Below are 22,425 nucleotides of genomic sequence, written 5' to 3'. Positions count from 1 at the left end.
TTGCCTCATGTCATCCGCAGCAGCACAGCAGCCCGCGACACGACGTCAGGTCCTGGCAGGCACCGGCGCCGCCGTCGCCTCGGTCGCCTTCGCCGGGGTGTTCACCGAACTCTTCGCGGGTACCGCCGCCGCCCACGGACACGCCGGCTACGGCCCGTTGGTGCCCGACCCCGACGGACTGCTCGATCTGCCGAAGGGCTTCCGCTACCGGGTGCTCTCCCGCGAGGGCGACCCGCTCCGCTCGGGCGAGGGCCCGGTCCCCAGCCACTGCGACGGCATGGCCGCGTTCGCCGGCCGGCGCGGGCACGTCCGGCTGGTGCGCAACCACGAGAACCGGGTCGACGCGGCCATCGCGGTGCCGGTCGTCGAGGGACTGACCTACGACCCGATGGGCAAGGGCGGCTGCACGGCCCTTGAGCTCGACGGCGGCGGCCGCGTCCTGTCCGAACGCGTCGCGATCGCCGGTACGGCCGTCAACTGCGCCGGCGGGCGCACTCCTTGGGACACCTGGCTGACCTGCGAGGAGACCGAGGACAAGGCCGGCACCAACGGCTACACCAAGGACCACGGCTACATCTTCGAGGTGGACGGCGCCGACCCGCGCCGCACCGGAGCCGTGCCGCTGACCGCGATGGGCCGCTTCCAGCACGAGGCGATCGCGATCGATCCGCACAACGGTGTCGTCTACGAGACCGAGGACGCGTTCGACAAGCCGTTCGGCCTCTTCTACCGCTTCCTGCCGGAGAAACCGCTCGGCGGCACGGGCTCGCTCCGGGCCGGCGGACAGCTGGAGGCCATGCGGGTGCCGGGCGTCCCCGACCTCTCGGCGGTGCAGGAGACCGGGACGAGCTTCGAGGGCATCGAGTGGGTCCCCGTACCCGACCCGCTGGCGGCCGGGACGCCCATCCGGTTCCAGGACTTCGGACCGAAGGGAATCACCCACGGCCAGAAGCTGGAGGGCTGCTACTGGGGCGGCGCCTGCGTCTACTTCGTCTCCAGCTTCGCCCACAGCTCCGAGGGATCGGCCGCCGACCACTTCGGGCAGGTCTGGCGGTACGAGCCGAAGCGGCGCCGGCTGACCCTGGTCATCGTCTTCGGGCCGGACACGGACATCCAGCTGCCCGGCGAGTCCCCGGACAACATCACGCTGGCCGCCGACGGCGGCCTGATGGTGTGCGAGGACGGCGGTGGCGCCCAGCACGTGTTCGGCCTGACCAGGCGGGGTGAGGTGTACGCGATGGCGCGCGGCCGGCAGAACATCGGAACGCCCGAGGAGCCGGAGTGGGGCGAGTTCGCCGGGGTCACGTTCGACCCGGACTACCGGACGATGTTCATGAACTGCTACACCCCCGGGACCACGTTCGCCGTGACGGGCCCGTGGCGCTGACCGGCTGAGGCACCCCGGACGGCGGCGGCCGCGCCCGACCCACCGCCGTCCGGGGGCCGCTGCGCGGCGCGGGGGCGGCGCGGACGGACCGGTGACGGCTGATCAGTTATTTTCCGATAATGACAACATCTGTACGGAAAATGACCACTGTGACCGCTATCGCCGTTCTGAGCGTGGTGCTCGGAAGCGCCCTCACCGGCTGCGGGAGCACTCCGGGAGGCTCGCCCGCCGACCGGCCCGCAGCCTCGGCCGCCGCTCCCTCGGGCGCCTCCTCGCGCGCCCCTTCCAGAGCCCCTTCGAGCGCTCCCCCGGCCACCGGGAAGCCGCCCAACATGGCCCCGGGACCGGCAGGTCTCGCCCGCGTCGTCGAACGGGGCCCGAAGAGCGCCGACAAGGTCGTCGCGCTCACCTTCGACGCCGACATGACGGCCGACGAGGGCCCACGCGCGGCCGAGGGGGAGCACTTCGACAACCCGGAGCTGATCGGGCTGCTGCGCCGGCTGAAGGTGCCGGCGACGGTCTTCATGACCGGCCGCTGGGCCGAGGAGTACCCCGCGCAGGCCCGCTCCATCGGCACGGACCCGCTCTTCGAGATCGCCAACCACTCCTACAGCCACTACGCCTTCACCTCGCCCTGTTACGGGCTGCCGACGATGGGGAGCGAGGAGATCGGCGGCGAGGTGGAGCGGGCCTTCGGCGCGATCCGCCGGACCGGCGCCCGCAACGTGGTGCCGTACTTCCGTTTCCCCGGCGGCTGCTACGACGACGACTCGCTGCGCGCGCTCGCGGCGCAGAAGGTGACCGCGGTGCAGTGGGACGTGGTCAGCGGCGACGCCTTCGCGACGGACGCGGACGCGGTGGCGGAGCAGGTGCTCGACGGGGTGAAGCCCGGTTCACTGGTGGTCATGCACTGCACCCGCAGCGCGGCACCGGTCACCGCCGAGGCGGTCGGCCAGGTGGTGCCCGAGCTACGGAAGCGCGGATACCGCTTCGTGAAGGTGTCCGAGCTGATGACCGGCTGAGCACCAGCCGGGCCGAGGCGTCAGCCCGAGCAGGCCGTGCGCTGGGCCTCCTGCCATTCGCAGACCGGGCAGAGCGTGATCCCCTTGACCGACTCGGGGTACTCGGTCGGCTTCCGGCACAGCACGCACTCCGCGAACCGCGGCTCGCAGGCCGACTCGTCCACGCTCTCGTTCACACCGTCATCCACCCTCCGGTCCATGGCGCAAGCCTACTCAGCCGCGTACGGACGTGAGCCTGCAGGCGAGCGCGACGGACACGGCCGCCACAGCCACGGCACCGGCGAAGGGAACCACCGGCACATGGACCGTGCCGGTGAGCGAACCGGTGACCAGGCCCGTCACCGCGTACTTCGCGGGCGATCCGCTGGTCACCAGGGCCAGCAGCACGGCGAGCACCGTAGCGGCGACCGACCACCCGCGCCGGTTGAGCAGCGGACGGGTGCACAGCGCCCCGGCCGCCGCCCCCAGCAGGACGCAGCACGCGGCCGCGAGCAGCCCGGCGCACCCGGCGGCGGGCAGCGGGACCCGGACGGTGTGGCGGGCATCGGCCGGATCGCTGATCAGCAGCACGGCCGAGGTGGCGGCCGCGCCCAGCAGCCCGGCGCACCCCAGCGCCGCGAGCAGCGAGGCCAGATGGGCCCGCGGTGCCCCGCCCACGGCTGCGGCGACGACATTCCGGGCGGCGGGCGGCTCCTGGCCGGCGCAGATCCGCACGAGCCACGCGCTGACGGGCAGCAGTCCGGCCGAGGCGTAGCCGAGCGAGTCCAGCACGGGCTGTCCCGGGCGGACGCCGATGCCGAGGAAGGCCAGGTACAGGAGGACAGGGGCGAGCCAGCGCTGGGAGCGGAGCAGCAGGGCGGCCTGGTAGCGGATGAGGGCTCTCATGGCGCCTCGCCGGGGGCGGCGGCGGGGGCCCGGGGCGGGGCGGTACCGGTGGGCCGCCCGGCCGTTTCGGGCAGGGGCGTGAGGCGGCGGATGTGCCAGGGCGGGCGGGCCGTCAGCAGGGCGCTCAGCAGGGCGTCGGAGTGCTCGGCGGCGACCGTCAGCAGCAGGGCCCCGTCCGCGCCGTCCGCCCGGCCGGGATCGCCCGGCAGCGCGGCGGGGAGCGGGCTGCCGGGCGGGCCGGCCGCCTCGATCCGGACCCGGGGGCCGGTGCGCGTCCCGGCAGGAGGGAGGGGTACCGCGAGCAGCCCGTGCGCCTCGACGCGGAAGGCGTGGTCGACGGCGCCCGCGAGCCGGTGCGGGTCGTGGTCGACGAAGACGACGGTGGCCCCGGCGGCGACCCGCTCGGCGACGGCCCGGTCCAGTTCGCCGCGGGCCGCGGTGTCCAGGCCGGTCCAGGCCTCGTCCAGTACCAGCAGCTCCGGTTCGGCGAGCAGCGCCTGTGCGGCGGCGACCTTCTGGGCGGTGCCCTTGGACAGCTCGGCCAGTGGGGTGCGGGCGTGCCCGGCGGCGCCGAAGCGGGTCAGCCACGCCTGCGCGCGTGCGGCCGCCTCGGCCGTGCGCAGCCCGTGGATCCGGCCGAGGTGGACGAGGTAGCCGGACGCGGTGAAGGGCAGCGCCGCCGCGAAGCGCTCGGGGACGTACGCCGTGCGCGGGCGGCCGCCGGAGATCCGGCCCTCGGTGGGGGCGTCGACGCCGGCCAGTAGCCGCAGCAGGGTGGACTTCCCGGTGCCGTTGGCCCCCTCGATCCGGACCAGGGCGCGCGCGGGCAGACCGAGGTCGATCCCGCGCAGCACCCAGGGGCCCGCCAGTCCGTACCGCCGGCCCACGCCACGCAGCCGCAGGAGGTCCGTACTCAGTTGGCGGACGCCTTCTCCGGCTTGACCTCGCTGGGCCGTACGATCACGAACCCCTCGCCGTCGAGACGCAGTTGGACGGCCTCGCCGGAACCGCCCCGCAGCATCGAGCCGACGCTCTGCGAGCGGTGCAGCGACGTGGTGAGGTGGGCGCTCCAGCCGACGACCGCGTCCGTGTCGACGCACACCGGCTGCTGCGGCGTGACGGGGATCACGATGGGGTTGCCCTCGCACATCAGGCCGAGCTTTCCGTATCCGCTGAAGACGCTGTTGAAGAGGCCGCCGCCGGTCATCCCGGCGCCCTTCACGGTCTTGATCTCGTAGGTGAGGGTTGCGTCGAAGCACAGGACGTTGCGGCCGTTGATGGTGAGGACGTCGCCCTGTTCCATCTCCACGATGAAGCAGTTGGCCGCCTCGTGCGCGAACCACGCCTCGCCCTGTCCGCGCACCGCCATCAGTGGCAGGCCCTCGCCCGTCACGGCACGCTTGAGCATGCCGCCGAGCCCCTGCCCCTTGCGCTCGAACTGGAGGTCGCCCCGGAAGGCGATCATCGATCCCTGGCGGGCGTGCATCTCGCCGCTGACCGCGTACTTGATCGATTTGGCGTTCTGCAGGGTCATTCCGGGGGCGGTTGCCTGCTCCGCCATGTGCTCGCTGGAGAATAGATCGCTCTTCATGCGGTGCATCCTCACCCGGACGGATTCATTCCGCCAAGAGCCGGATTCCGGGCGACTGGCAGACTGGACGGGTGAGCAGCAACGACACCCCCGCATCCCCGTCCGAGACCGCCGGCCTGCCCGCGGACAGCCCGTTCCGCCCCGAGCGGACGAACCGGGACGAAGCACAGCAGTACGTACTCCCGCTGGTCGTCCACATCGAGAAGACGGCTCCCCCGGCCCGCACCGACGCCCTGCGCACGGCGGCCCGTGCGGTGCTGGTGATGCTCTCCGACGAACGGTCGCTGGGCGAGGGCGAATGGGCGCAGGCGATGCGGGACTGGCAGGACGCCCGGATCCGCAAGGTGGTGCGGCGGGCGCGCGGCGCGGAGTGGCGCAAGGCCTGCGCGCTGCCGGGGATCACGGTCACGGGCGGGAGCGCCGAGGTGCGGGTCTTCCCGCCGGTGCCGCTGGACGGCTGGCCCAAGGAGCTCGCCAAGCTGCAGGTCTCGGGGACGGAGCTGGACGACCCCGAGCCGCCGGCAGCGCCGGACCTCGCCGGGCCGGTCCTCTGGCTGAACCCGGAGCTCGACATGTCGGCCGGCAAGGAGATGGCGCAGGTCGGGCACGGGGCGCAGCTCGCCTGGTGGGATCTCTCCGGGCCGGAGCGCACGGCGTGGCGCGAGGCGGGCTTCCCCCTCTCGGTCGCCACGGCGAGCAAGGAGCGCTGGCGGGAACTGACGGTGAGCGGGCTGCCGGTGGTGGAGGATGCGGGGTTCACCGAGATCGCCCCCGGCAAGACGGTGGTGGCCGAGGGCGCCCACCGGGTCGGCTCCCTGCCGGCGCTTCCCAGGCCGTAGGCACCGCACGGTTTCCGGGAACCTCAAATCGAGCTCTGAACGTCTCCCTCATCGGATTCAGCGGCGGGTGCCGGGGCCATGACACCTGCACGAAGTGGAGCAGTGGGGGGACACCATGAAGCTGGGTATCGGAATCGGCTGGCGGCCGGAGATCGCCGACGCGGTTGAGGCGCTGCCGGGGATCGACTGGGTGGAGGCGGTCGCGGAGAACCTCTGCGCCGACCATCTGCCCGCCTCCCTGGCACGGCTGCGGGAGCGCGGCGTCACCGTGGTGCCGCACGGGGTCTCGCTCGGGCTCGGCGGGGCCGACCGCCCCGACCCCGGCCGGCTCACCGCCCTCGCGGAGCGGGCCGCGCTGCTGGGCACACCGCTGGTGACCGAGCACATCGCGTTCGTACGGGCGGGCGGCCCGCGCACCGCCTCGCCCGTCCTGGAGGCAGGACACCTGCTGCCCGTGCCCCGTACCTGGGCCGCGCTGGACGTGCTGTGCGAGAACGTGCGGATCGCGCAGGACTCGCTTCCCGTGCCGCTGGCCCTGGAGAACATCGCGGCGCTGATCTCCTGGCCGCACGAGGAGCTGACCGAGGGCCAGTTCCTGGCCGAGCTGGTCGCGCGCACCGGGGTCCGGCTGCTCATCGACGTGGCCAACCTGCACACGAACCACGTCAACCGGGGCGAGGACCCGGCCACGGCCCTCGACGAGCTGCCGGTGGAGGCCATCGCGTACGTGCACGTGGCGGGCGGCGTCGAGAAGGACGGCGTCTGGCACGACACGCACGCCCACCCGGTCACCGAACCGGTCCTGGCGGTCCTGGCCGAGCTGCGCTCCCGGGTCAGCCCGCCCGGGGTACTGCTGGAGCGCGACGACGACTTCCCGCCCGCCGCCGAGCTGGCGGGCGAACTGGACGCGATCCGGGCCACGCTGGACGCGGGCCGGGCCGGGGTGCCCCGGACGCGGTCCGCCGGGCCGTCGGCCGCCCCCGCTCCCGCCCCGGCGGGCGGGTCCGGCGGGTCTGACGCCGCCCGTGACCGGGTCGCGGTGGCACAGACCTCGCTGCTCTCCGCCCTGGTCGCCGGCAGCCCCGTACCGGAGGGCTTCGACCAGCACCGGCTCGGTGTGCAGAGCCGGGCGCTGGCCGCCAAGCGCGCCGATGTCGTCGCCAAGGTGGCACCCGAACTCCCGGAGATCCTGGGGCCGTCCTACCGGGCCGCGTTCCTCGCGTACGCCAAGGGCCGCCCGATGTCCGCCGGATACCGGCGCGACGCGCTCGACTTCGCGGAGCAGCTGCTCATCGCGGGCCGCCCCGAGGACAAGGCTGCCCGCCGGCGGCTGACCCACTGGTGGCAGGACCGGGCAGCACCGCGGCCTCCCCGGCGTACCACCCGGCTGGCGCGGGCCGCCCGAACCGTGCTCGCGGGGCGATGACATGTCTGGAACGAACATCGCGGCCCTGCTCATGGTGACCGCCGTCGCGGTCTCCTCGACGCTGCTGATCCGGGCGGCGCAACGCGCCGGGCGCGGGCCGGGCGGCCCCCTCCACGACCTCTACGAGGTGGCCTTCCTGCACGGGGGGCCCGGCCGGGTCGTGGACACCGCGCTCGCCGCCATGCACGCGGACGGCCGGCTCGCGGTCGGCGGGCCCGGCATCGTCGCCGTCCAACGGCCGGTCGCTCACGACCCGGTGGAGCGGGCCGTCCTCCAGGAGCACGCCTCGGCCCCGAGCGGCGCGCTGCACACCCTGCGGATCGCGACGATGCGCCATGCCGCGGTGCAGGAGATCGGCGACGGCCTGGCGGCGCGCGGTCTGCTGAGCACGCCCGGAGCGAGCCGGCACCGGACGCGCTGGGGCATGGCGCAGGGGGTGCTCTGCGTGCTCGCCATCCCGGCCTCCGTCGCGGTGACCATCAACGAGTTCGTCTCGTCGGAGACCGTCGGCGGAGAGGACTTCCCGTTCTTCGCGAAGGTGTTCCTGCCGCTCGTCGTCGGAGCCGCCATCGGCTTCGTCTGCGCGGCCACTTCGCGCTTCCGGATCACCAAGGCGGGCCGCAGGGCCAGCGCCGAGTACCGTACCGCCAACGCGTACCGGACCGATCCGGCCCATCTGGTGGCGACCAAGGGGCCGCGGGCCGTCCCCGATCCCGAGCTGCGGGCACACCTGCTGACCGCGTCCAGGTTCGGGCCGGCCGCCGCGTCCACCTCGTCGTACCCGAACTCGGGGTCCTCCGACGCCCTGCTCGCCGCGACAGTCTGGTGCGCCGGTACGGCGCCGGGCGGCGGGTGCGGAGGCTCGTCGGGGCACACCGGCGGGGGTGGTGACGGCTGCGGGTCGGGATCGAGCTGCGGCGGTGGGTCGAGCTGCGGCGGCGGCTCGGGGTCCAGCTGCAGCTCGGGGTCCAGTTGCAGCTCGGGGTCCAGCTGCAGTTCAGGGTCCAGCTGCAGTTCGGGGTCCAGCTGCGGCAGCAGCTCATGAACGTCCGCGGCGCGCAGGCCCCGTAAAACGACGCCGGTGCGGCGCGCAGGCTGCGCGCCGCACCAGGAGCCGAACCCGGTGTCGCTGGAACAGCGGGCGGCACACAGTGCCGTGTGCCCGCCGTCTGATCTTCCGGGTTGGGGTGGTCGGAACCCGCTCGCTACGCGAGCCCGGCCACCAGGTCTGCGACCGACTTGCGCCGGCCGGTGTAGAAGGGGACCTCCTCGCGGACGTGCATCCGCGCCTCGGAGGCCCGCAGGTGACGCATGAGGTCGACGATGCGGTGCAGCTCGTCGGCCTCGAAGGCCAGCACCCACTCGTAGTCGCCGAGCGAGAAGGAGGCGACGGTGTTGGCGCGCACGTCCGGGAAGCCCCGGGCCATCTTGCCGTGGTCGGCGAGCATGCGGCGGCGGTCCTCGTCGGGCAGCAGGTACCAGTCATAGGACCGGACGAAGGGGTACACGCTGATGTAGTCGCGCGGGGTCTCGTCGGCGAGAAACGCCGGGACGTGCGACTTGTTGAACTCGGCGGGGCGGTGCAGCGCCATGTTCGACCAGACCGGCACGAGGCTCCTGCCCAGCCGGGTGCGCCGGAAGAGGTTGTACGCCTCCTGGAGGGCCTCCGCCGTCTCGGCGTGCCACCAGATCATGACGTCGGCGTCGGCGCGGAGACCGGAGACGTCGTAGGTGCCGCGCACGGTGACGTCCTTGGCGTCGAGCTGGTCGAACAGCTCCTGCACCTCACCGGAGTACGCGGCGCGGTCCGCGTCGGCGGGCAGCACGTCGCGGAGCTTGAAGACGGACCACAGGGTGTAGCGGACGACGTCGTTGAGGTCCTTCGCCTTCTTGCCGGCGTTGGGGGCCTTGCTTGATGTCACAGTCTCAGGAGCACTCATACGGCTATTGTCCCGCCTCGCTCCCTGTGCCCTGAACCAGGGTGGGCGTGGCGATGATCTCCCCCGCCGCCTCCCCCGCGCTCTCCCGTTCGGCCTGCCCCGTGATCTCGTCCACGATCTCGTCCGCGGCCCGGTGGGCGCTCGCGACGCAGGCGGGGATGCCGACTCCGTCGTAGGCCGCGCCGCAGACCCGCAGGGCGGGCAGCTTGGCGACCTCGTCCCGGATGCGGGTGACCCGCCCGAGGTGGCCGACGGGGTACTGGGGCAGTCCGCCGATCCACCGGGTGACCTCGGTGGCCACCGGCCGGGCGGCCAGTCCGGTCGCCGCCGCGAGATCGCTTCGTGACACGTCGACGAGCTCCGCGTCCTCGCGGTGCAGATGGTCCTCCTCGCCGTACCGGCCGACCGAGGTCCGCAGGAGGAACAGGTCGGGGGACGCGTCGTCGACCCACTGCCACTTCCGGCTGGAGAAGGTGGCGGCCTTGATGGTGCGGCCCTCGACCGGGGGCACCAGGAAGCCGGAGCGCCCGTCGAGCGTGCCGGCGGCGGCCACGTCCGAGCGGCGGAAGGCCATGGTGACCAGGGCCATCGACGCGTACTCGACGCCCGCCAGCTCGGCGGAGGCGGCCGGGGACTCGGCGGCGAGCAGGGTGGAGGCGGACCAGGCGGGGGCGGCCAGGACGATGCCGTCGGCGGCGATCACCCGGGTGTCGGTGCGCACGTCCCAGCCGCTCGCGGTACGGGTCAGCCCCAGCACCGGGGTCTCGGTGAGGATCTCGCCGCCCCCCGCGCGCACGGCGGCGGCGACGGCGTCCGGGAGGGTGCCGATGCCGCCGGCGATGCCCTGGAAGACCGGCCCGGTCTGCTGCCGGGCGGCGGCCTGCTCCTGGAGGCGGGTCACGCCGTCGAGCAGCGAGCCGCCCCGCCGGGCGATCTCGAAGAGCTGCGGCACGGCGGCGCGCATCGAGATCCGGTAGGCGTCACCCGCGTACACCCCGCCGAGCAGCGGCTCGACCAGGCGGTCGACGACCTCGCGGCCCAGCCGGTCGGCCACGTACGCGCCGACCGCGACATCGTCCCCGACTTCGGTCGGGGTGAGGTCGCGCTCCTGCGCGATCCGGGCGAGCCCCTCGGGCGAGAGCACCTCACCGAGCGCCGCCGGGTCGCCCGGCACGCCCATCACATGGCCCTTGGGCATCGGGCGCAGTGCGTCGCGCGTCCACAGGGAGGCGGTGGCCGTGGCGGGCGGCTGGAGGCGGTCGGCGAGCCCGACGGCGCGTGCCAGGCCGACCGCTTCGGGGCGGCGGGCCAGCATCGATTCGGCGCCGAGGTCGACCTGGACGCCCGCCACCTCGCCGGTCATGAGCTTGCCGCCGAGCCGGTCGGTCGCCTCCAGGAGGGTGACCCGCAGCCCGGTGCCGAGAAGCCGCCTGGCGGCCGCGAGTCCGGCGATGCCGCCGCCGATGACGACGACGTGTCCCGTGGCCCTGTCCGAACGGTTTGCTGAACGCTGCATACCCCCACTCTCTCAAACCTGTTCCGAGTCCTGACCGTGACTGCTTCGAAACCGGTATCGCGCAACCCCGACGGACCCCTCGTACGTCGAATCGGCACCATCAATCACCCGTCCCGGGGGGACAGTTATGCATGAAGCGCCAGCCACTCGTGAGAACAGACATCCGGACCGCACGGGCCGTCCGGCGGGCCGCCGCAGGCAGATCGCCCTCGCCGCCGGACTGCTCACCGCCGTGCTGGCGTTGAGCGGCTGCGGCACGGCCGGTGACGACGGCGACTCCGGGAAGGGCGCCGACCGGCGGGCCGCGGCCCCGGCCCAGCGGGACACCGTCGGATCGGCCGCCGGGAGCGCGCGGGAGGGCGCGAGCGGTTCGGCGGCGCAGAAGCCGAACCCGTCGGCCGCCGCTCATGTCATCCGTACCGCCTCGCTGTCCGTGGAGGTGAGGAGCGCGCCGGAGGCGGCGGCGGCCGCGCGGGCGACGGCGGAGGCCGCCGGGGGCCTGATCGCCGACGAGAAGACCGAACAGGTCGACGCCACCCGGGCCTCCTCGCACGTGGTGCTGCGGGTTCCGCAGGACGAGTACGACAGTGTGCTGCGGGAACTCTCGGGCACGGGCAAGCTGCTGTCGCGCACGTCGACCGCCAAGGACGTCACCGACCAGGTCGTCGATGTGGACAGCCGGATCGCGAGTCAGCGCACGAGCGTGGCGCGGGTGCGCAAGCTGATGGACCGGGCCGACAAGCTGTCCGATGTGGTGACGCTGGAGGGCGAGCTGAGCAGCCGTCAGGCGGCCCTCGAATCGATGCTCGCCGAGCAGGCCTCGCTGAAGGACCGCACCTCGCTGGCCACGATCACGCTCAACCTCTCGGAGCCGAAGCCGCACGCGAAGGCGGCCGCTGAGGACGGTCCGGGGTTCCTGGACGCCCTGAGCGGCGGCTGGCACGTGTTCGTGACGGTGATCAAGTGGCTCACGATGGCGCTGGGCGCCTCGGCCCCGTTCCTGGCCGTGGCGGCCGTCGTGGTGCTCCTGTGGCAGCGGCTGAGCCGCCGGCGCGGGAAGGCGGGGCCGGAGGGCGAGTGACCGCCTCCCGGGGGCGCCAGGGCGCCCCCGGGGACCGTGGCGCCGTAGCGTGGGCCTTCGGACGGGGTATCGAAGGGACTGTCATGACGGCGGAACGACTGGTGGTCATCGGCGGCGATGCGGCGGGCATGTCCGCCGCATCGCAGGCGCGCCGGCTCAAGGGGCCGGACGAGCTGGGCATCACCGCCTTCGAGCGGGGCCACTTCACCTCCTACTCCGCCTGCGGCATCCCGTACTGGGTCGGGGGTGACGTCGAGCGGCGGGACGACCTGATCGCGCGCGGCCCCGAGGAGCACCGGGCCCGGGACATCGATCTGCGGATGCGCACCGAGGTGACGGAGATCGACGTCGCGGGGCAGCGGGTGCGCTCCGTGGACCGGGACTCCGGCGAGACGTCCTGGACCGGGTTCGACAAGCTGGTGATCGCGACCGGGGCCAGGCCGGTGCGTCCGGCGCTGCCCGGCATGGACGCGCCCGGGGTGCACGGTGTGCAGACCCTGGACGACGGACAGGCGCTCCTCGACTCCCTGGACCGGGCGACCGGCCGGCGCGCCGTGGTCGTCGGCGCCGGCTACATCGGCGTCGAGATGGCGGAGGCGATGCTGAAGCGGGGCTTCGAGGTGACCGTGCTCAACCGCGGCGAGCAGCCGATGGCGACGCTCGACCCCGACATGGGGCGTCTGGTGCACGACGCGATGGACGCCCTCGGCATCACCACGGTGAACCGGGCCGGGGTCACCGCGATCCGCACCGGGCCGGACGGCCGGGTGAGCGCCGTGGACACGGCGGACGACTCGTACCCGGCGGACGTGGTGGTGCTCGGCATCGGCGTGGAGCCGGAGACGACGCTGGCCCGTGCGGTCGGGCTGCCGCTTGGTCCGCACGGCGGGCTGCTCACGGATCTGTCGATGCGGGTCGTGGGCCACGACAACATCTGGGCGGGCGGCGACTGCGTCGAGGTGCTCGACCTGGTGGCGGGCCGCACCCGGCACATCGCGCTGGGCACGCACGCCAACAAGCACGGCCAGATCATCGGGTCCAACGTCGCCGGCGGGTACGGAACGTTCCCGGGTGTGGTCGGCACGGCGGTGAGCAAGGTCTGCGACCTGGAGATCGCGCGGACCGGGCTGCGCGAGAAGGACGCCCTCGCGGTGGGCCTGCGGTTCGTCACGGCGACGATCGAGTCGACGGGCCGGGCGGGCTACTACCCGGGGGCGCGGCCGATGACGGTGAAGATGCTCGCGGAGTACCGCACCGGGCGGCTGCTCGGCGTGCAGATCGTGGGCCGGGACGGGGCGGCGAAGCGGGTGGACGTCGCCGCGGTGGCCCTCACCGCCGGGATGACGGTCGAGGGGATGACTGCCCTGGACCTGGGGTACGCCCCGCCGTTCTCACCGGTCTGGGACCCCGTCCTGGTGGCGGCCCGCAAGGCCGTGACGGCCGTACGGAAGGCGGGCACCGCCTGAGCGGCGCCCGCCCTCCGGGGTTCAGCGGGCGGTGCTGGTGTGGACGTACTCGACGAGCCGCGTCAGCGCGTCCGGGTCCATGTTCGGCGTCACGCCGTGGCCCAGGTTGAAGATGTGGCCCTCAAGACCGGCGGCCGCTTCCAGCACCTCCTGGGTCTTGGCCTCCACCGCCGCGGTCGGCGCGAACAGCACGGAGGGGTCGAGGTTGCCCTGAAGTGCCTTGCCGGGGCCGACGCGGCGCGCGGCCTCGTCCAGCGGGACCCGCCAGTCGACACCGACGACGTCCGCGCCGGCCTCGCCCATGAGGCCGAGCAGTTCACCGGTGCCGACGCCGAAGTGGATGCGCGGGACGCCGTACGAGGCGACGGCGTCGAGGACCTTCGCGGAGGCGGGCAGCACCGAGCGGCGGTAGTCGGCGGGGGCCAGCGCGCCCACCCAGGAGTCGAAGAGCTGCACGGCGGAGGCGCCGGCCTCGATCTGGACCTTGAGGAAGGCGCCGGCGATCTCGGCGAGGCGGTCGAGCAGGTCGGCCCAGAGCTGCGGGTCCCCGTACATCAGGGCCTTGGTGTGCTCGTGGTTGCGGGACGGCCCGCCCTCGATCAGGTAGCTGGCGAGGGTGAAGGGGGCGCCCGCGAAGCCGATCAGCGGGGTGGAGCCCAGCTCTGCGGTGAGCAGGCCGATGGCCTCGGTGACGTACCAGACGTCCTCGGGGGTGAGATCGCGCAGCCGGGCCAGGTCGGCCCGGGTACGGATCGGCTCGGCGATCACCGGTCCGACGCCGGGCTTGATGTCGAGGTCGATGCCGATCGCCTTGAGGGGGACGACGATGTCGCTGAAGTAGACCGCGGCGTCGACCTTGTGGCGGCGCACGGGCTGCATCGTGATCTCGGCGGCGAGCTCCGGCATCATGCAGGAGTCGAGCATCGAGATGCCTTCGCGCACCTTCAGGTACTCGGGCAGCGACCGCCCCGCCTGTCGCATGAACCAGACCGGTGTGTGCGGTACGGGCTCGCGCCGGCACGCCTTGAGGAACGCCGACTCGTAGGCGGCGGAGGTCTTCGTCTGCTGGCCCGAAGGGCGTTCGTTGGCACTCACGCACAGAATCTTCGCACGCATGCGGAAGGAGCCCGGCTCCGCACGGGTGTCCCTCCCTGCGCGAGGCTCCGGTTCCGCCTACTCTTCCCCGCATGGCTCCGGCTCAGGGACACTTCTCCGGTCAATCCGACGGCACCGACAGCAAGGACAGCAACGACAGTTCGGAGGGTGGTTCCGTCCCGCCCGCGTTCCGTTCGGCGGTGGACTCACTGCGCTCGGCACGGCTCCGCCCCGAACTGGAGGTCGAGCCGACGCGGCCGCCGAAGCGCCTGGCTCCGCACGCGTACGCGCTGGAGGCGGCCGTCGTCGACGGCGAGGACGATCTCGCGGACGGCCGGCTCGTCCTGCTGCACGATCCGGCCGGGCACGAGGCCTGGCAGGGGGCCTTCCGGCTGGTGACCCTGGTCCGTGCCGAGCTGGAGCCGGAGATGGCCTCCGACCCGCTGCTGCCGGAGGTGTGCTGGTCGTGGCTGACCGGGGCGCTGGACGCGCGCGGCCTCAGCTACGGCGAGGCGGGCGGCACGGTCACGCGTGCGAGCTCGCACTACTTCGGCGCCCTGGGCGCGCGGCGGCCGGCGACACAGATCGAGATCCGGGCGTCCTGGACGCCCCGCGAGGGGCGCGGCGGCGTGCCGGACACGGCGGCGCATCTGATGGCGTGGGGCGACCTGCTGTGCCAGATCGCCGGTCTGCCGCCGTCGGGCGCCGCCGACGCGGCGGTGGTGACGCTGCCGCAGCGGCGCGGACCGCAGGTTTCGTAGCAGCGGGGGCCCGCAGGTTTCCGTGCCGACGGGCCCGCAGATTTCGTGGCGGCGGGCCCGGAATCCACATTTCGTGACACTGCGTCATAAACCTCGCACAGGCACCGGCGCTCTTTTCGTACAATCGAGCGCATGTCCTATTTGCCCGAATTGTTACTCACCAAATCGTGATCTTCCTCTAAAGGAGCGGGCGTCCCGTGCCGAAGAGGTCAATGACCCTTCAAGCACGGTTCGCCCCGGCTTCATCCCCGAGCCGGCCCGTCCCGCCACTCCCCAGGAGGCCTGGTGTCCGTTCTCCTAGAGCAGCCCGCAAGCCTGGTCGCCTACCGCCCGAACAAGCCGACGGCCATGGTCGTCGTGGCCGACCCGCGCGTCCGTTCCACCGTCACCCGCCATCTGTGGGCACTCGGAGTACGTGACGTCATCGAGGCGTCGTCCATCGCGGAGGCACGCCCCCGCGTCGGCAACCCGCGCGACATCTGCGTTGCCGACGTCCACCTGCCCGACGGTTCCGGGCTGACCCTGCTGTCCGAAACCCGAGCCGCCGGCTGGCCGAACGGCCTCGCCCTCTCCGCCGCCGATGACATCGGCGCCGTGCGCAACGCCCTCGCGGGCGGCGTCAAGGGCTATGTCGTCACCGGCACCCGTACCAACATCGGCCACCCCACCCGTCCCGGCGTCGCCCCCATCGGCGCCAATGCCGCCCGTATGCACCGCCGTCCTCCCGGCACCCCGAGCCACCCGGGCGGCTACCGCGAACTGTCCGGCCGCGAGGTGGAGGTCCTCCGTCTCGTCGCCGAGGGGCAGTCCAACAAGGCCATCGGCGTCTCCATGGGCCTGTCCGCCCTGACCGTCAAGAGCCACCTCGCCCGCATCGCCCGCAAGCTCGGCACCGGAGACCGCGCAGGAATGGTCGCCGTGGCCCTGCGAACGGGCATCATCCACTGAATCCACACCCCCGCCGGTGTGCAGAAATGCGGATCCGGCTGGTTTACGTGCATCGGCGCCCGTCGACGGAACGTTCCGTCGACGGGCGCCGCGCATACACAGATACCCTTGACACGTGACCGACGCCCAAGAGACCGCAGCAGACACTTCACTGCGAACCACCGGGGGCGCCCCCCCGGACGACGTCGCCCCGGCGCCGATCCCCTTGCTCGAACCTCGCGAGGGCATTCCACCGGTGGTGGCCTCCGACGACGCCCTGGCCCGGGTGGTCGCGGCCTTCGCCGCAGGCTCCGGCCCGGTGGCCGTCGACGCCGAGCGCGCCTCCGGCTACCGCTACGGGCAGCGCGCCTACCTCGTGCAGCTGCGGCGTGACGGTGCGGGCAGCGCGCTGATCGACCCGGTCGGCTGCCCGGACCTGTCCGGTCTCGGCGAGGCGCTGCACGATGCGGAGTGGATCCTGCACGCGGCGACCCAGGACCTGCCCTGTCTGCGCGAGATAGGGATGACCCCGACCGGCCTCTTCGACACCGAGCTGGCCGGACGGCTCGCGGGCTTCCCGAGGGTCGGCCTCGGCGCCATGGTGGAGAGCGTGCTGGGCTACTCGCTGGAGAAGGGCCACTCCGCCGTCGACTGGTCCACCCGGCCGCTGCCCGACCCCTGGCTGCGCTACGCGGCCCTCGATGTCGAGCTGCTGATCGATCTGCGCAACGCCCTGGAGGAGGAGCTCGACCGGCAGGGCAAGCTGGAGTGGGCGCAGGAGGAGTTCGCCGCCATCGCCGCGGCGCCCCCCGCTCCCCCGCGCCAGGACCCGTGGCGCCGCACCTCCGGGATGCACAAGGTCCGCCGGCGCCGTCAGATGGCCGTGGTCCGCGAGCTGTGGAACACCCGCGACCAGGTCGCCCGGCGCCGCGACATCTCACCCGGCAAGGTGCTCGGGGACGGCGCGATCGTCGAGGCCGCACTGGCTCTCCCGGCCGACGTCCAGGCGCTGACCGCGCTGCCCGGCTTCGGCCACCGGATGGGGCGGCGGCAGCTGGAGCAGTGGCAGGCGGCCGTCGAGCGCGCCAAGGCGCTGCCCGACACGGAGCTCCCCCAGCCCGGCCAGCCGCTGACGGGCCCGCCGCCGCCGCGCGCCTGGGCGGACAAGGACCCGGTCGCGGCGGCCCGTCTGCACGCCGCGCGGGCCGCGGTGTCCGAGCTGGCGGAGCGGCTGCACATGCCCCAGGAGAACCTGATCACGCCGGACACGGTGCGCCGTGTGTGCTGGGAGCCGCCGAAGAATCCGACCCGGGACGCGGTGGAGAGTGCCCTCGCCGGATACGGCGCACGGCACTGGCAGATCGAGCAGGTGGCCCCGCTGCTGTTCGACGCGCTGACTCCGGAGGCCTGAGAGGGCATCGGACAGGGGCGTATTCACGCCAGGTTGCGCGGCCTTCGGCCGCCCGCCGCGTGCCGCATGGCCCGGACGACCCGTTTTGGGGGCCGTCCGGGCCATTTCGCGTATGTGACCTTCGCCGCTCCCGGCACCAGGACTGGGCAGTCTGGTTACCCGCAAGTAGCATGAGCGGTGGCGGCGCGCTTCCGGGCGTGCCCCGCAGCAGTGCCATCCCGCACCCTGGAGGAGAGCCATCGTGCCTCGTACCATCCGGGACGTCGTCTTCGTCGACGGCGTCCGCACCCCGTTCGGCAAAGCGGGCCCGAAGGGCATCTACCACGAGACCCGCGCCGACGATCTCGTCGTGAAGGCCATCCGGGAGCTGCTGCGCCGCAACCCGGACCTGGACCCCGCCAAGATCGACGAGGTCGCCATCGCCGCGACCACGCAGATCGGCGACCAGGGCCTCACGCTCGGCCGCACCGCCGGAATCCTGGCCGGGCTGCCGCAGTCCGTCCCCGGCTACTCCATCGACCGCATGTGTGCGGGCGCCCTGACCGCCGTCACCTCGACGGCCGGCTCCATCGCCTTCGGCGCGTACGACGTCGTGGTCGCCGGTGGCGTCGAACACATGGGCCGCCACCCCATGGGCGAGGGCGTGGACCCGAACCCGCGCTTCGTGTCGGAGAAGCTGGTCGACGAGTCCGCCCTGTTCATGGGCATGACCGCGGAGAACCTGCACGACCGCTACCCCTCGATCACCAAGCAGCGCGCCGACGAGTACGCCGTGCGCTCGCAGGAGAAGGCCGCCAAGGCCTACGCCAACGGCAAGATCCAGCAGGACCTGGTGCCGGTCTCCGTGCGCCGCACCAACGCCGAGGCAGGCGAGACGGGCTGGGGCCTGGTCACCGCCGACGAGCCGATGCGTCCGGGCACCACGATGGAGTCCCTGGCCGGTCTGAAGACCCCGTTCCGCCCGCACGGCCGCGTGACGGCCGGTAACGCGGCAGGGCTCAACGACGGCGCCACCGCCTCGCTGCTCGCCGCCGAGGACGTCGCCCGCGAGCTGGGCCTCCCGGTCCGGATGCGCCTGGTCTCCTACGCCTTCGCGGGCGTCGAGCCGGAGGTCATGGGCTACGGCCCGATCCCGGCCACGGAGAAGGCACTCGCCAAGGCGGGCCTGTCCATCTCGGACATCGGTCTCTTCGAGATCAACGAGGCGTTCGCCGTGCAGGTGCTCGCCTTCCTGGAGCACTACGGCATCGCGGACGACGACGCGCGCGTCAACCAGTTCGGCGGCGCGATCGCCTACGGCCACCCGCTGGCCTCCTCCGGCGTCCGGCTGATGACTCAGCTGGCCCGCCAGTTCGAGGAGCAGCCGGAGGTCCGCTACGGCCTGACCACCATGTGCGTCGGCTTCGGCATGGGCGCGACGGTCGTCTGGGAGAACCCGCACTTCGACGGAGGCAACAAGTGAGCACGACCACCACTGAGCTTCTGAAGGGTGCGGCCGAGCTGTTCCCGGGCGAGGTCGTCACCCAGGCGCACGTACGCCACCTGGACCTGCCGGGCGGTGCGGGCAACTTCGCCCTCATCACCCTGGACAACGGCCTGGACCACACCAAGCCGACCACCTTCGGACCGCAGTCGCTGGCGAACCTGAACGCCGCGATCGACCAGGTCGAGAAGGAGGCCGCCGAGGGCACGGTCACCGGCATCGGCATCACCGGCAAGCCGTTCATCTTCGCGGTCGGCGCCGACCTCAAGGGCGTCGAGCTGCTCAAGGAGCACAGCGACGCGCTGGCCATCGGCAAGGGCGGCCACGACGTCTTCCGCCGCCTCTCCGGCCTCGCGGTCCCGACGTTCGCGTACTACAACGGCGCGGCGATGGGCGGCGGTGTCGAGGTCGGTCTGCACTGCTCGTACCGCACCGTCTCCAAGGCGCTTCCCGCGTTCTCGCTGCCCGAGGTCTTCCTCGGCCTGGTCCCCGGCTGGGGCGGCTGCGCGCTGCTCCCGAACCTGATCGGCGCGGACCGCGCGGTCTCGGTGATCATCGAGAACTCGCTGAACCAGAACCGTCAGCTCAAGGGCAAGCAGGTCTACGAGCTCGGCATCGCCGACGCGCTCTTCGAGGGTGCGGACTTCCTGGAGCAGTCGCTGATCTGGACCGCGAACGTGCTCAACGGCACGGTCACGGTGGAGCGCCCCGAGGTCGACCGGGGTGACGCCTGGGACCAGGCCGTCGCCCGCGGCAAGGCCGTCGCCGACTCCAAGGTGCACGGGGCGGCCCCGGCCGCGTACCGCGCGCTGGAGATCATCGCCGCTGCCAAGGACGGCGACCTGTCCGCCGGCTTCGACCGTGAGGACCAGGCCCTCGCGGACCTGATCATGGGCGGCGAGCTGCGTTCCGGGATCTACTCGTTCAACCTGGTCCAGAAGCGCGCCAAGCGCCCGGCCGGTGCCCCGGACAAGAACCTGGCCCGTCCGGTCACCAAGGTCGGCGTGGTGGGCGCGGGCCTGATGGCCTCGCAGCTCGCCCTGCTGTTCCTGCGCCGCCTGGAGGTGCCGGTCGTGCTGACCGACATCGACCAGGCGCGCGTCGACAAGGGTGTGGGCTACGTCCACGCCGAGATCGAGAAGCTGCTCGGCAAGGGCCGGATCAACCAGGACAAGGCCAACCGCCTGAAGGCCCTGGTCTCCGGTGTGCTGGACAAGGCGGAGGGCTTCGCCGACGCCGACTTCATCATCGAGGCGGTCTTCGAGGAGATCGGCGTCAAGCAGCAGGTGTTCGCGGAGGTCGAGGCGGTCGCCCCGGCGCACGCGATCCTCGCCACCAACACCTCCTCCCTCTCGGTCACCGAGATGGCGTCGAAGCTGAAGAACCCCGAGCGGGTCGTCGGCTTCCATTTCTTCAACCCGGTCGCGATCCTCCCGCTGCTGGAGATCGTCCGCGGCGAGCAGACCGACGACGCCTCGCTGGCCACGGCCTTCGGGGTGGCCCGCAAGCTGAAGAAGACCGCGGTCCTGGTGAAGGACGCCCCGGCGTTCGTCGTCAACCGCATCCTCACCCGCTTCATGGGCGAGATCCAGAACGTCATCGACGAGGGCACCCCGGTCGAGGTCGCGGAGAAGGCCATCGAGCCGCTCGGCCTGCCGATGTCCCCGCTGGTGCTCCTGGAGCTGGTCGGCCCGGCGATCGGCCTGCACGTCTCCGAGACCCTGAACCGCGCCTTCCCGGAGCGCTTCACCGTCTCGCAGAACCTGGCTGCCGTGGTCAAGGCGGGCAAGCGCGGCTTCTACGTCTACGACTCCGGCAAGCCGGAGCTGGACCCGGAGGTCGCCGCCCTCCTGAAGCAGGGCGACACCGTCCTGTCCGAGGAGCAGGTCCGCGACCGCGTCCTGGACGCGGTGGCTCAGGAGATCGGCCTGATGCTGGACGAGGGCGTCGTCGCCGAGGCCCAGGACATCGACCTCTGCCTGATCACGGGCGCGGGCTGGCCCTTCCACCTGGGCGGCATCACGCCGTACCTGGACCGTGAGGGCGTCTCCGAGCGGGTGAACGGGAAGAAGTTCCTGGCGCAGGGCGTGGCGAGCGTTCCGGCGTAACCGTCTCAGCCGCACGCGCGAACGGGCCGCACCGGGTGATTCCGGTGCGGCCCGTTCCGCGTGTGCGCGTCCGTGTGTTCCGGATGCTCGCTCCCGCGCGGGCGGCCGGGTGTTCAGCGATCTCGGCGCGGGACGACGACGATGGCGTTCGAGACCTTGCGCTGGCGGGTGTCGGCCGTCTTCCCCGGGTCCGTCGGGCTGTTGCGGACCCGGTCCAGGACCACCATCGTGCTCGAACCGCCGCCGTCGAGGTTCATCGCGTCCTCGGCCCCCAGCGAGAGCAGGACGGCGGCCGCCTCGGCGAGGCTCGCCCCCTCGCTGACCCCGGGGCGGCGGCCGTCGAGGACGACGAGGAGCAGGGTGCCGTCCGGGCGGATACCGGCCACGGTGCGGGGGGAGCGGGTCCGTGCGGCCGCCGCCGACACCCCGTTCGCCGTGGTGTTGATCCACGCGCGGCCGGAGCGGACCAGTGCGGGGCCCGCCCCGAGGAGCGAGGCGTGGGAGAGGTCCACCTGCCGCCCCTCGGCGTCGGTCAGCCGCGAGGCCACGGTGAGGGTACGGCCGGGCGTCGCGTGCCGGCGCAGCCATGCCGCACCGGAGCCGGTCCCCACGAGCGTGCGCCCCGCAGCCGGCACGCGGCCTCCCGAGGGGCTGTGCACGCCGGTGACCACGGAGCGCGCGTCGAGCCGCACCTCTACGCTGCCGGGACCCGCGGCGGGGGTCGCCACACCCCACTGCGCGGGGAAGTCGACGATCTCGTCGGGGTCGACGCAGACCTGGCCGGGAAGCGGGGCGACGGTCTTCGCACCGGTGCTCGCGAGCCGGTCGCCGCCCACTCCCCCGCAGCCCAGGATCCGGCCCGGGGTCCGGTCGGTGCCGTCCACGACCGCGGACGCCCCGTCGGAGGAGGTGACGGACGTGGAGGAACGCAGCTCGGTGATGTACGGGCGAAGCCCCGGGCCCGGCAGGACCAGGGTGGTGCGCTCGCCCACGGACTCGCTCAGCAGGGCGCCGCGGGACACGTAGAGCCCGAGCGGATCGCCCTTGTAGAGGAGGGAGTCGGTGTCGAAGTAGGTCCCGTTGACCGCTGCCGCGGCGCCGGCCCGCCGGGCGAGTTCACGGACGGTCGCGGTCGTCGCGACGGCGCCCCCGTGCCCTGCTTCGACGTCGGCATCGGCTCCCTGAGCCACGGTCAGCACGCTCACGCGTACCGGGGCCCCGTCCGCGAGCCTGCGCACCGACTGGTCGAAGGAGACACCCACCGGCAGCCGGTCCGCAGGGCGCGAGGAGCCGGGCAGCGGGCTGTGCGGGCGCGCGCCCGCACCGTCGGGGCCGGCGCCCGCCTGCGTGGTGCACGAAGTGACCAGCAGGGCGATGGACACCGCAAGGCCGCGGACCGGCCACCATCTGTTCACGCCATCGCTCCCCTGCCCCCGGACACCGGACGAACCGCCGGCACCGCTCGGGGGATTCACCCCGGATATTCG

20 protein-coding genes are annotated in these 22,425 nt (G+C 72.9%); 12 read left to right on the top strand and 8 right to left on the bottom strand.

All coding sequences use genetic code 11. From position 1 onward, the window contains the following. Window positions 1-7 precede the first annotated feature (7 nt). Window positions 8-1,387, top strand: coding sequence for an alkaline phosphatase PhoX (locus EDD93_RS25115; RefSeq protein WP_123527292.1), 1,380 nt, complete (start codon window positions 8-10; stop codon window positions 1,385-1,387). Window positions 1,388-1,527: 140 nt separating this feature from the next. Next, window positions 1,528-2,409 carry a polysaccharide deacetylase family protein gene (locus EDD93_RS25110; RefSeq protein WP_185092435.1) on the top strand — a complete coding sequence of 294 codons (882 nt, stop codon included), beginning with the start codon at window positions 1,528-1,530 and terminating at the stop codon, window positions 2,407-2,409. 20 nt (window positions 2,410-2,429) lie between these two features. Here the strand turns inward: EDD93_RS25110 and EDD93_RS25105 are convergent, their stop codons facing one another. From EDD93_RS25105 to EDD93_RS25090, 4 genes are read right to left on the bottom strand one after another with little or no spacing between them, the layout of a single operon-like run. Further along, complete coding sequence (locus EDD93_RS25105; protein ID WP_123527290.1) at window positions 2,430-2,609, bottom strand: hypothetical protein; 180 nt, start codon at window positions 2,607-2,609, stop codon at window positions 2,430-2,432. A gap of 13 nt (window positions 2,610-2,622) precedes the next feature. Continuing rightward, window positions 2,623-3,294 (bottom strand): ABC transporter, encoded by a 672-nt coding sequence (locus EDD93_RS25100; protein ID WP_123527289.1) that lies wholly within the window; start codon window positions 3,292-3,294, stop codon window positions 2,623-2,625. After that, window positions 3,291-4,196, bottom strand: a complete 906-nt coding sequence (locus tag EDD93_RS25095) for an ATP-binding cassette domain-containing protein (RefSeq protein WP_260255952.1) — start codon at window positions 4,194-4,196, stop codon at window positions 3,291-3,293. Before EDD93_RS25095 ends, EDD93_RS25100 begins: the two co-directional genes overlap by 4 nt. A gap of 11 nt (window positions 4,197-4,207) precedes the next feature. Continuing rightward, window positions 4,208-4,885, bottom strand: a complete 678-nt coding sequence (locus EDD93_RS25090; protein WP_123527288.1) for an AIM24 family protein — start codon at window positions 4,883-4,885, stop codon at window positions 4,208-4,210. A 71-nt stretch (window positions 4,886-4,956) separates the two neighbouring features. Here EDD93_RS25090 and EDD93_RS25085 point away from each other — a divergent pair, with 71 nt between their 5' ends. The 3 genes from EDD93_RS25085 to EDD93_RS25075 all read left to right on the top strand — a co-directional run bounded on the left by EDD93_RS25085 (window position 4,957) and on the right by EDD93_RS25075 (window position 8,195). Then, window positions 4,957-5,724 carry a peptidyl-tRNA hydrolase gene (locus EDD93_RS25085; RefSeq protein WP_123527287.1) on the top strand — a complete coding sequence of 256 codons (768 nt, stop codon included), beginning with the start codon at window positions 4,957-4,959 and terminating at the stop codon, window positions 5,722-5,724. 115 nt (window positions 5,725-5,839) lie between these two features. Next, window positions 5,840-7,150, top strand: coding sequence for a DUF692 domain-containing protein (locus tag EDD93_RS25080; protein WP_123527978.1), 1,311 nt, complete (start codon window positions 5,840-5,842; stop codon window positions 7,148-7,150). Between the two features lies 1 nt (window position 7,151). Beyond that, window positions 7,152-8,195: a TIGR04222 domain-containing membrane protein gene (locus tag EDD93_RS25075; RefSeq protein ID WP_123527286.1), complete on the top strand. Its 1,044-nt coding sequence runs from the start codon at window positions 7,152-7,154 to the stop codon at window positions 8,193-8,195. 160 nt (window positions 8,196-8,355) lie between these two features. Here EDD93_RS25075 and hemQ read toward each other — a convergent pair whose 3' ends face one another. Both hemQ and hemG read right to left on the bottom strand, forming a co-directional pair. Next, complete coding sequence (hemQ, locus tag EDD93_RS25070) at window positions 8,356-9,090, bottom strand: hydrogen peroxide-dependent heme synthase (RefSeq protein ID WP_123527285.1); 735 nt, start codon at window positions 9,088-9,090, stop codon at window positions 8,356-8,358. Between the two features lie 4 nt (window positions 9,091-9,094). Beyond that, window positions 9,095-10,606 (bottom strand): protoporphyrinogen oxidase, encoded by a 1,512-nt coding sequence (hemG, locus tag EDD93_RS25065; protein ID WP_123527284.1) that lies wholly within the window; start codon window positions 10,604-10,606, stop codon window positions 9,095-9,097. 127 nt (window positions 10,607-10,733) lie between these two features. Between hemG and EDD93_RS25060 the strand changes: the two genes are divergently transcribed. Continuing rightward, complete coding sequence (locus EDD93_RS25060; protein ID WP_123527283.1) at window positions 10,734-11,687, top strand: DUF4349 domain-containing protein; 954 nt, start codon at window positions 10,734-10,736, stop codon at window positions 11,685-11,687. An 83-nt stretch (window positions 11,688-11,770) separates the two neighbouring features. Then, a complete protein-coding gene (locus EDD93_RS25055) occupies window positions 11,771-13,153 on the top strand; it encodes an FAD-dependent oxidoreductase (RefSeq protein WP_123527282.1) in 1,383 nt (460 codons plus the stop codon). Between the two features lie 21 nt (window positions 13,154-13,174). Here EDD93_RS25055 and hemE read toward each other — a convergent pair whose 3' ends face one another. Next, window positions 13,175-14,248: a uroporphyrinogen decarboxylase gene (gene hemE / locus EDD93_RS25050; protein WP_123527977.1), complete on the bottom strand. Its 1,074-nt coding sequence runs from the start codon at window positions 14,246-14,248 to the stop codon at window positions 13,175-13,177. Window positions 14,249-14,340: 92 nt separating this feature from the next. Here hemE and EDD93_RS25045 point away from each other — a divergent pair, with 92 nt between their 5' ends. The 5 genes from EDD93_RS25045 (at window position 14,341) to EDD93_RS25025 (ending at window position 20,938) form a co-directional block, all read left to right on the top strand. Beyond that, on the top strand, window positions 14,341-15,009 hold the full coding sequence (locus tag EDD93_RS25045) for a DUF3000 domain-containing protein (RefSeq protein WP_123527281.1): 669 nt from the start codon (window positions 14,341-14,343) through the stop codon (window positions 15,007-15,009). A 285-nt stretch (window positions 15,010-15,294) separates the two neighbouring features. Then, entirely contained in the window at window positions 15,295-15,957 is a 663-nt protein-coding gene (locus EDD93_RS25040; RefSeq protein WP_024488613.1) for a response regulator transcription factor, read from the top strand. A gap of 115 nt (window positions 15,958-16,072) precedes the next feature. After that, window positions 16,073-17,347 (top strand): ribonuclease D, encoded by a 1,275-nt coding sequence (locus EDD93_RS25035; RefSeq protein ID WP_185092434.1) that lies wholly within the window; start codon window positions 16,073-16,075, stop codon window positions 17,345-17,347. Between the two features lie 241 nt (window positions 17,348-17,588). Continuing rightward, window positions 17,589-18,809 (top strand): acetyl-CoA C-acyltransferase, encoded by a 1,221-nt coding sequence (locus EDD93_RS25030; protein WP_123527279.1) that lies wholly within the window; start codon window positions 17,589-17,591, stop codon window positions 18,807-18,809. Further along, complete coding sequence (locus EDD93_RS25025; RefSeq protein ID WP_123527278.1) at window positions 18,806-20,938, top strand: 3-hydroxyacyl-CoA dehydrogenase NAD-binding domain-containing protein; 2,133 nt, start codon at window positions 18,806-18,808, stop codon at window positions 20,936-20,938. The genes EDD93_RS25030 and EDD93_RS25025 overlap by 4 nt, the downstream gene beginning before the upstream one ends. 113 nt (window positions 20,939-21,051) lie before the next feature. Here the strand turns inward: EDD93_RS25025 and EDD93_RS25020 are convergent, their stop codons facing one another. After that, a complete protein-coding gene (locus EDD93_RS25020) occupies window positions 21,052-22,353 on the bottom strand; it encodes a phosphodiester glycosidase family protein (protein WP_123527277.1) in 1,302 nt (433 codons plus the stop codon). Window positions 22,354-22,425: the final 72 nt, after the last annotated feature.

The organism is Streptomyces sp. 840.1 (assembly GCF_003751445.1).
Taxonomy (GTDB): Bacteria; Actinomycetota; Actinomycetes; order Streptomycetales; family Streptomycetaceae; genus Streptomyces.
The sequence above is the reverse complement of the archived record's forward strand: the minus strand, read 5'-3'. Positions and strand labels throughout refer to the sequence as shown.

What these genes read in the sequence shown, in the direction of transcription:
- hemG (WP_123527284.1), bottom strand. Translation starts at nt 10,606, where the DNA reads ATGCAGCGTTCAGCAAACCGTTCGGACAGGGCCACGGGACACGTCGTC.
- EDD93_RS25060 (WP_123527283.1), top strand. Translation starts at nt 10,734, where the DNA reads ATGCATGAAGCGCCAGCCACTCGTGAGAACAGACATCCGGACCGCACG.
- EDD93_RS25110 (WP_185092435.1), top strand. Translation starts at nt 1,528, where the DNA reads ATGACCACTGTGACCGCTATCGCCGTTCTGAGCGTGGTGCTCGGAAGC.
- EDD93_RS25055 (WP_123527282.1), top strand. Translation starts at nt 11,771, where the DNA reads ATGACGGCGGAACGACTGGTGGTCATCGGCGGCGATGCGGCGGGCATG.
- EDD93_RS25105 (WP_123527290.1), bottom strand. Translation starts at nt 2,609, where the DNA reads ATGGACCGGAGGGTGGATGACGGTGTGAACGAGAGCGTGGACGAGTCG.
- EDD93_RS25045 (WP_123527281.1), top strand. Translation starts at nt 14,341, where the DNA reads ATGGCTCCGGCTCAGGGACACTTCTCCGGTCAATCCGACGGCACCGAC.
- EDD93_RS25075 (WP_123527286.1), top strand. Translation starts at nt 7,152, where the DNA reads ATGTCTGGAACGAACATCGCGGCCCTGCTCATGGTGACCGCCGTCGCG.
- EDD93_RS25115 (WP_123527292.1), top strand. Translation starts at nt 8, where the DNA reads ATGTCATCCGCAGCAGCACAGCAGCCCGCGACACGACGTCAGGTCCTG.
- EDD93_RS25080 (WP_123527978.1), top strand. Translation starts at nt 5,840, where the DNA reads ATGAAGCTGGGTATCGGAATCGGCTGGCGGCCGGAGATCGCCGACGCG.
- hemQ (WP_123527285.1), bottom strand. Translation starts at nt 9,090, where the DNA reads ATGAGTGCTCCTGAGACTGTGACATCAAGCAAGGCCCCCAACGCCGGC.
- EDD93_RS25090 (WP_123527288.1), bottom strand. Translation starts at nt 4,885, where the DNA reads ATGAAGAGCGATCTATTCTCCAGCGAGCACATGGCGGAGCAGGCAACC.
- EDD93_RS25100 (WP_123527289.1), bottom strand. Translation starts at nt 3,294, where the DNA reads ATGAGAGCCCTCATCCGCTACCAGGCCGCCCTGCTGCTCCGCTCCCAG.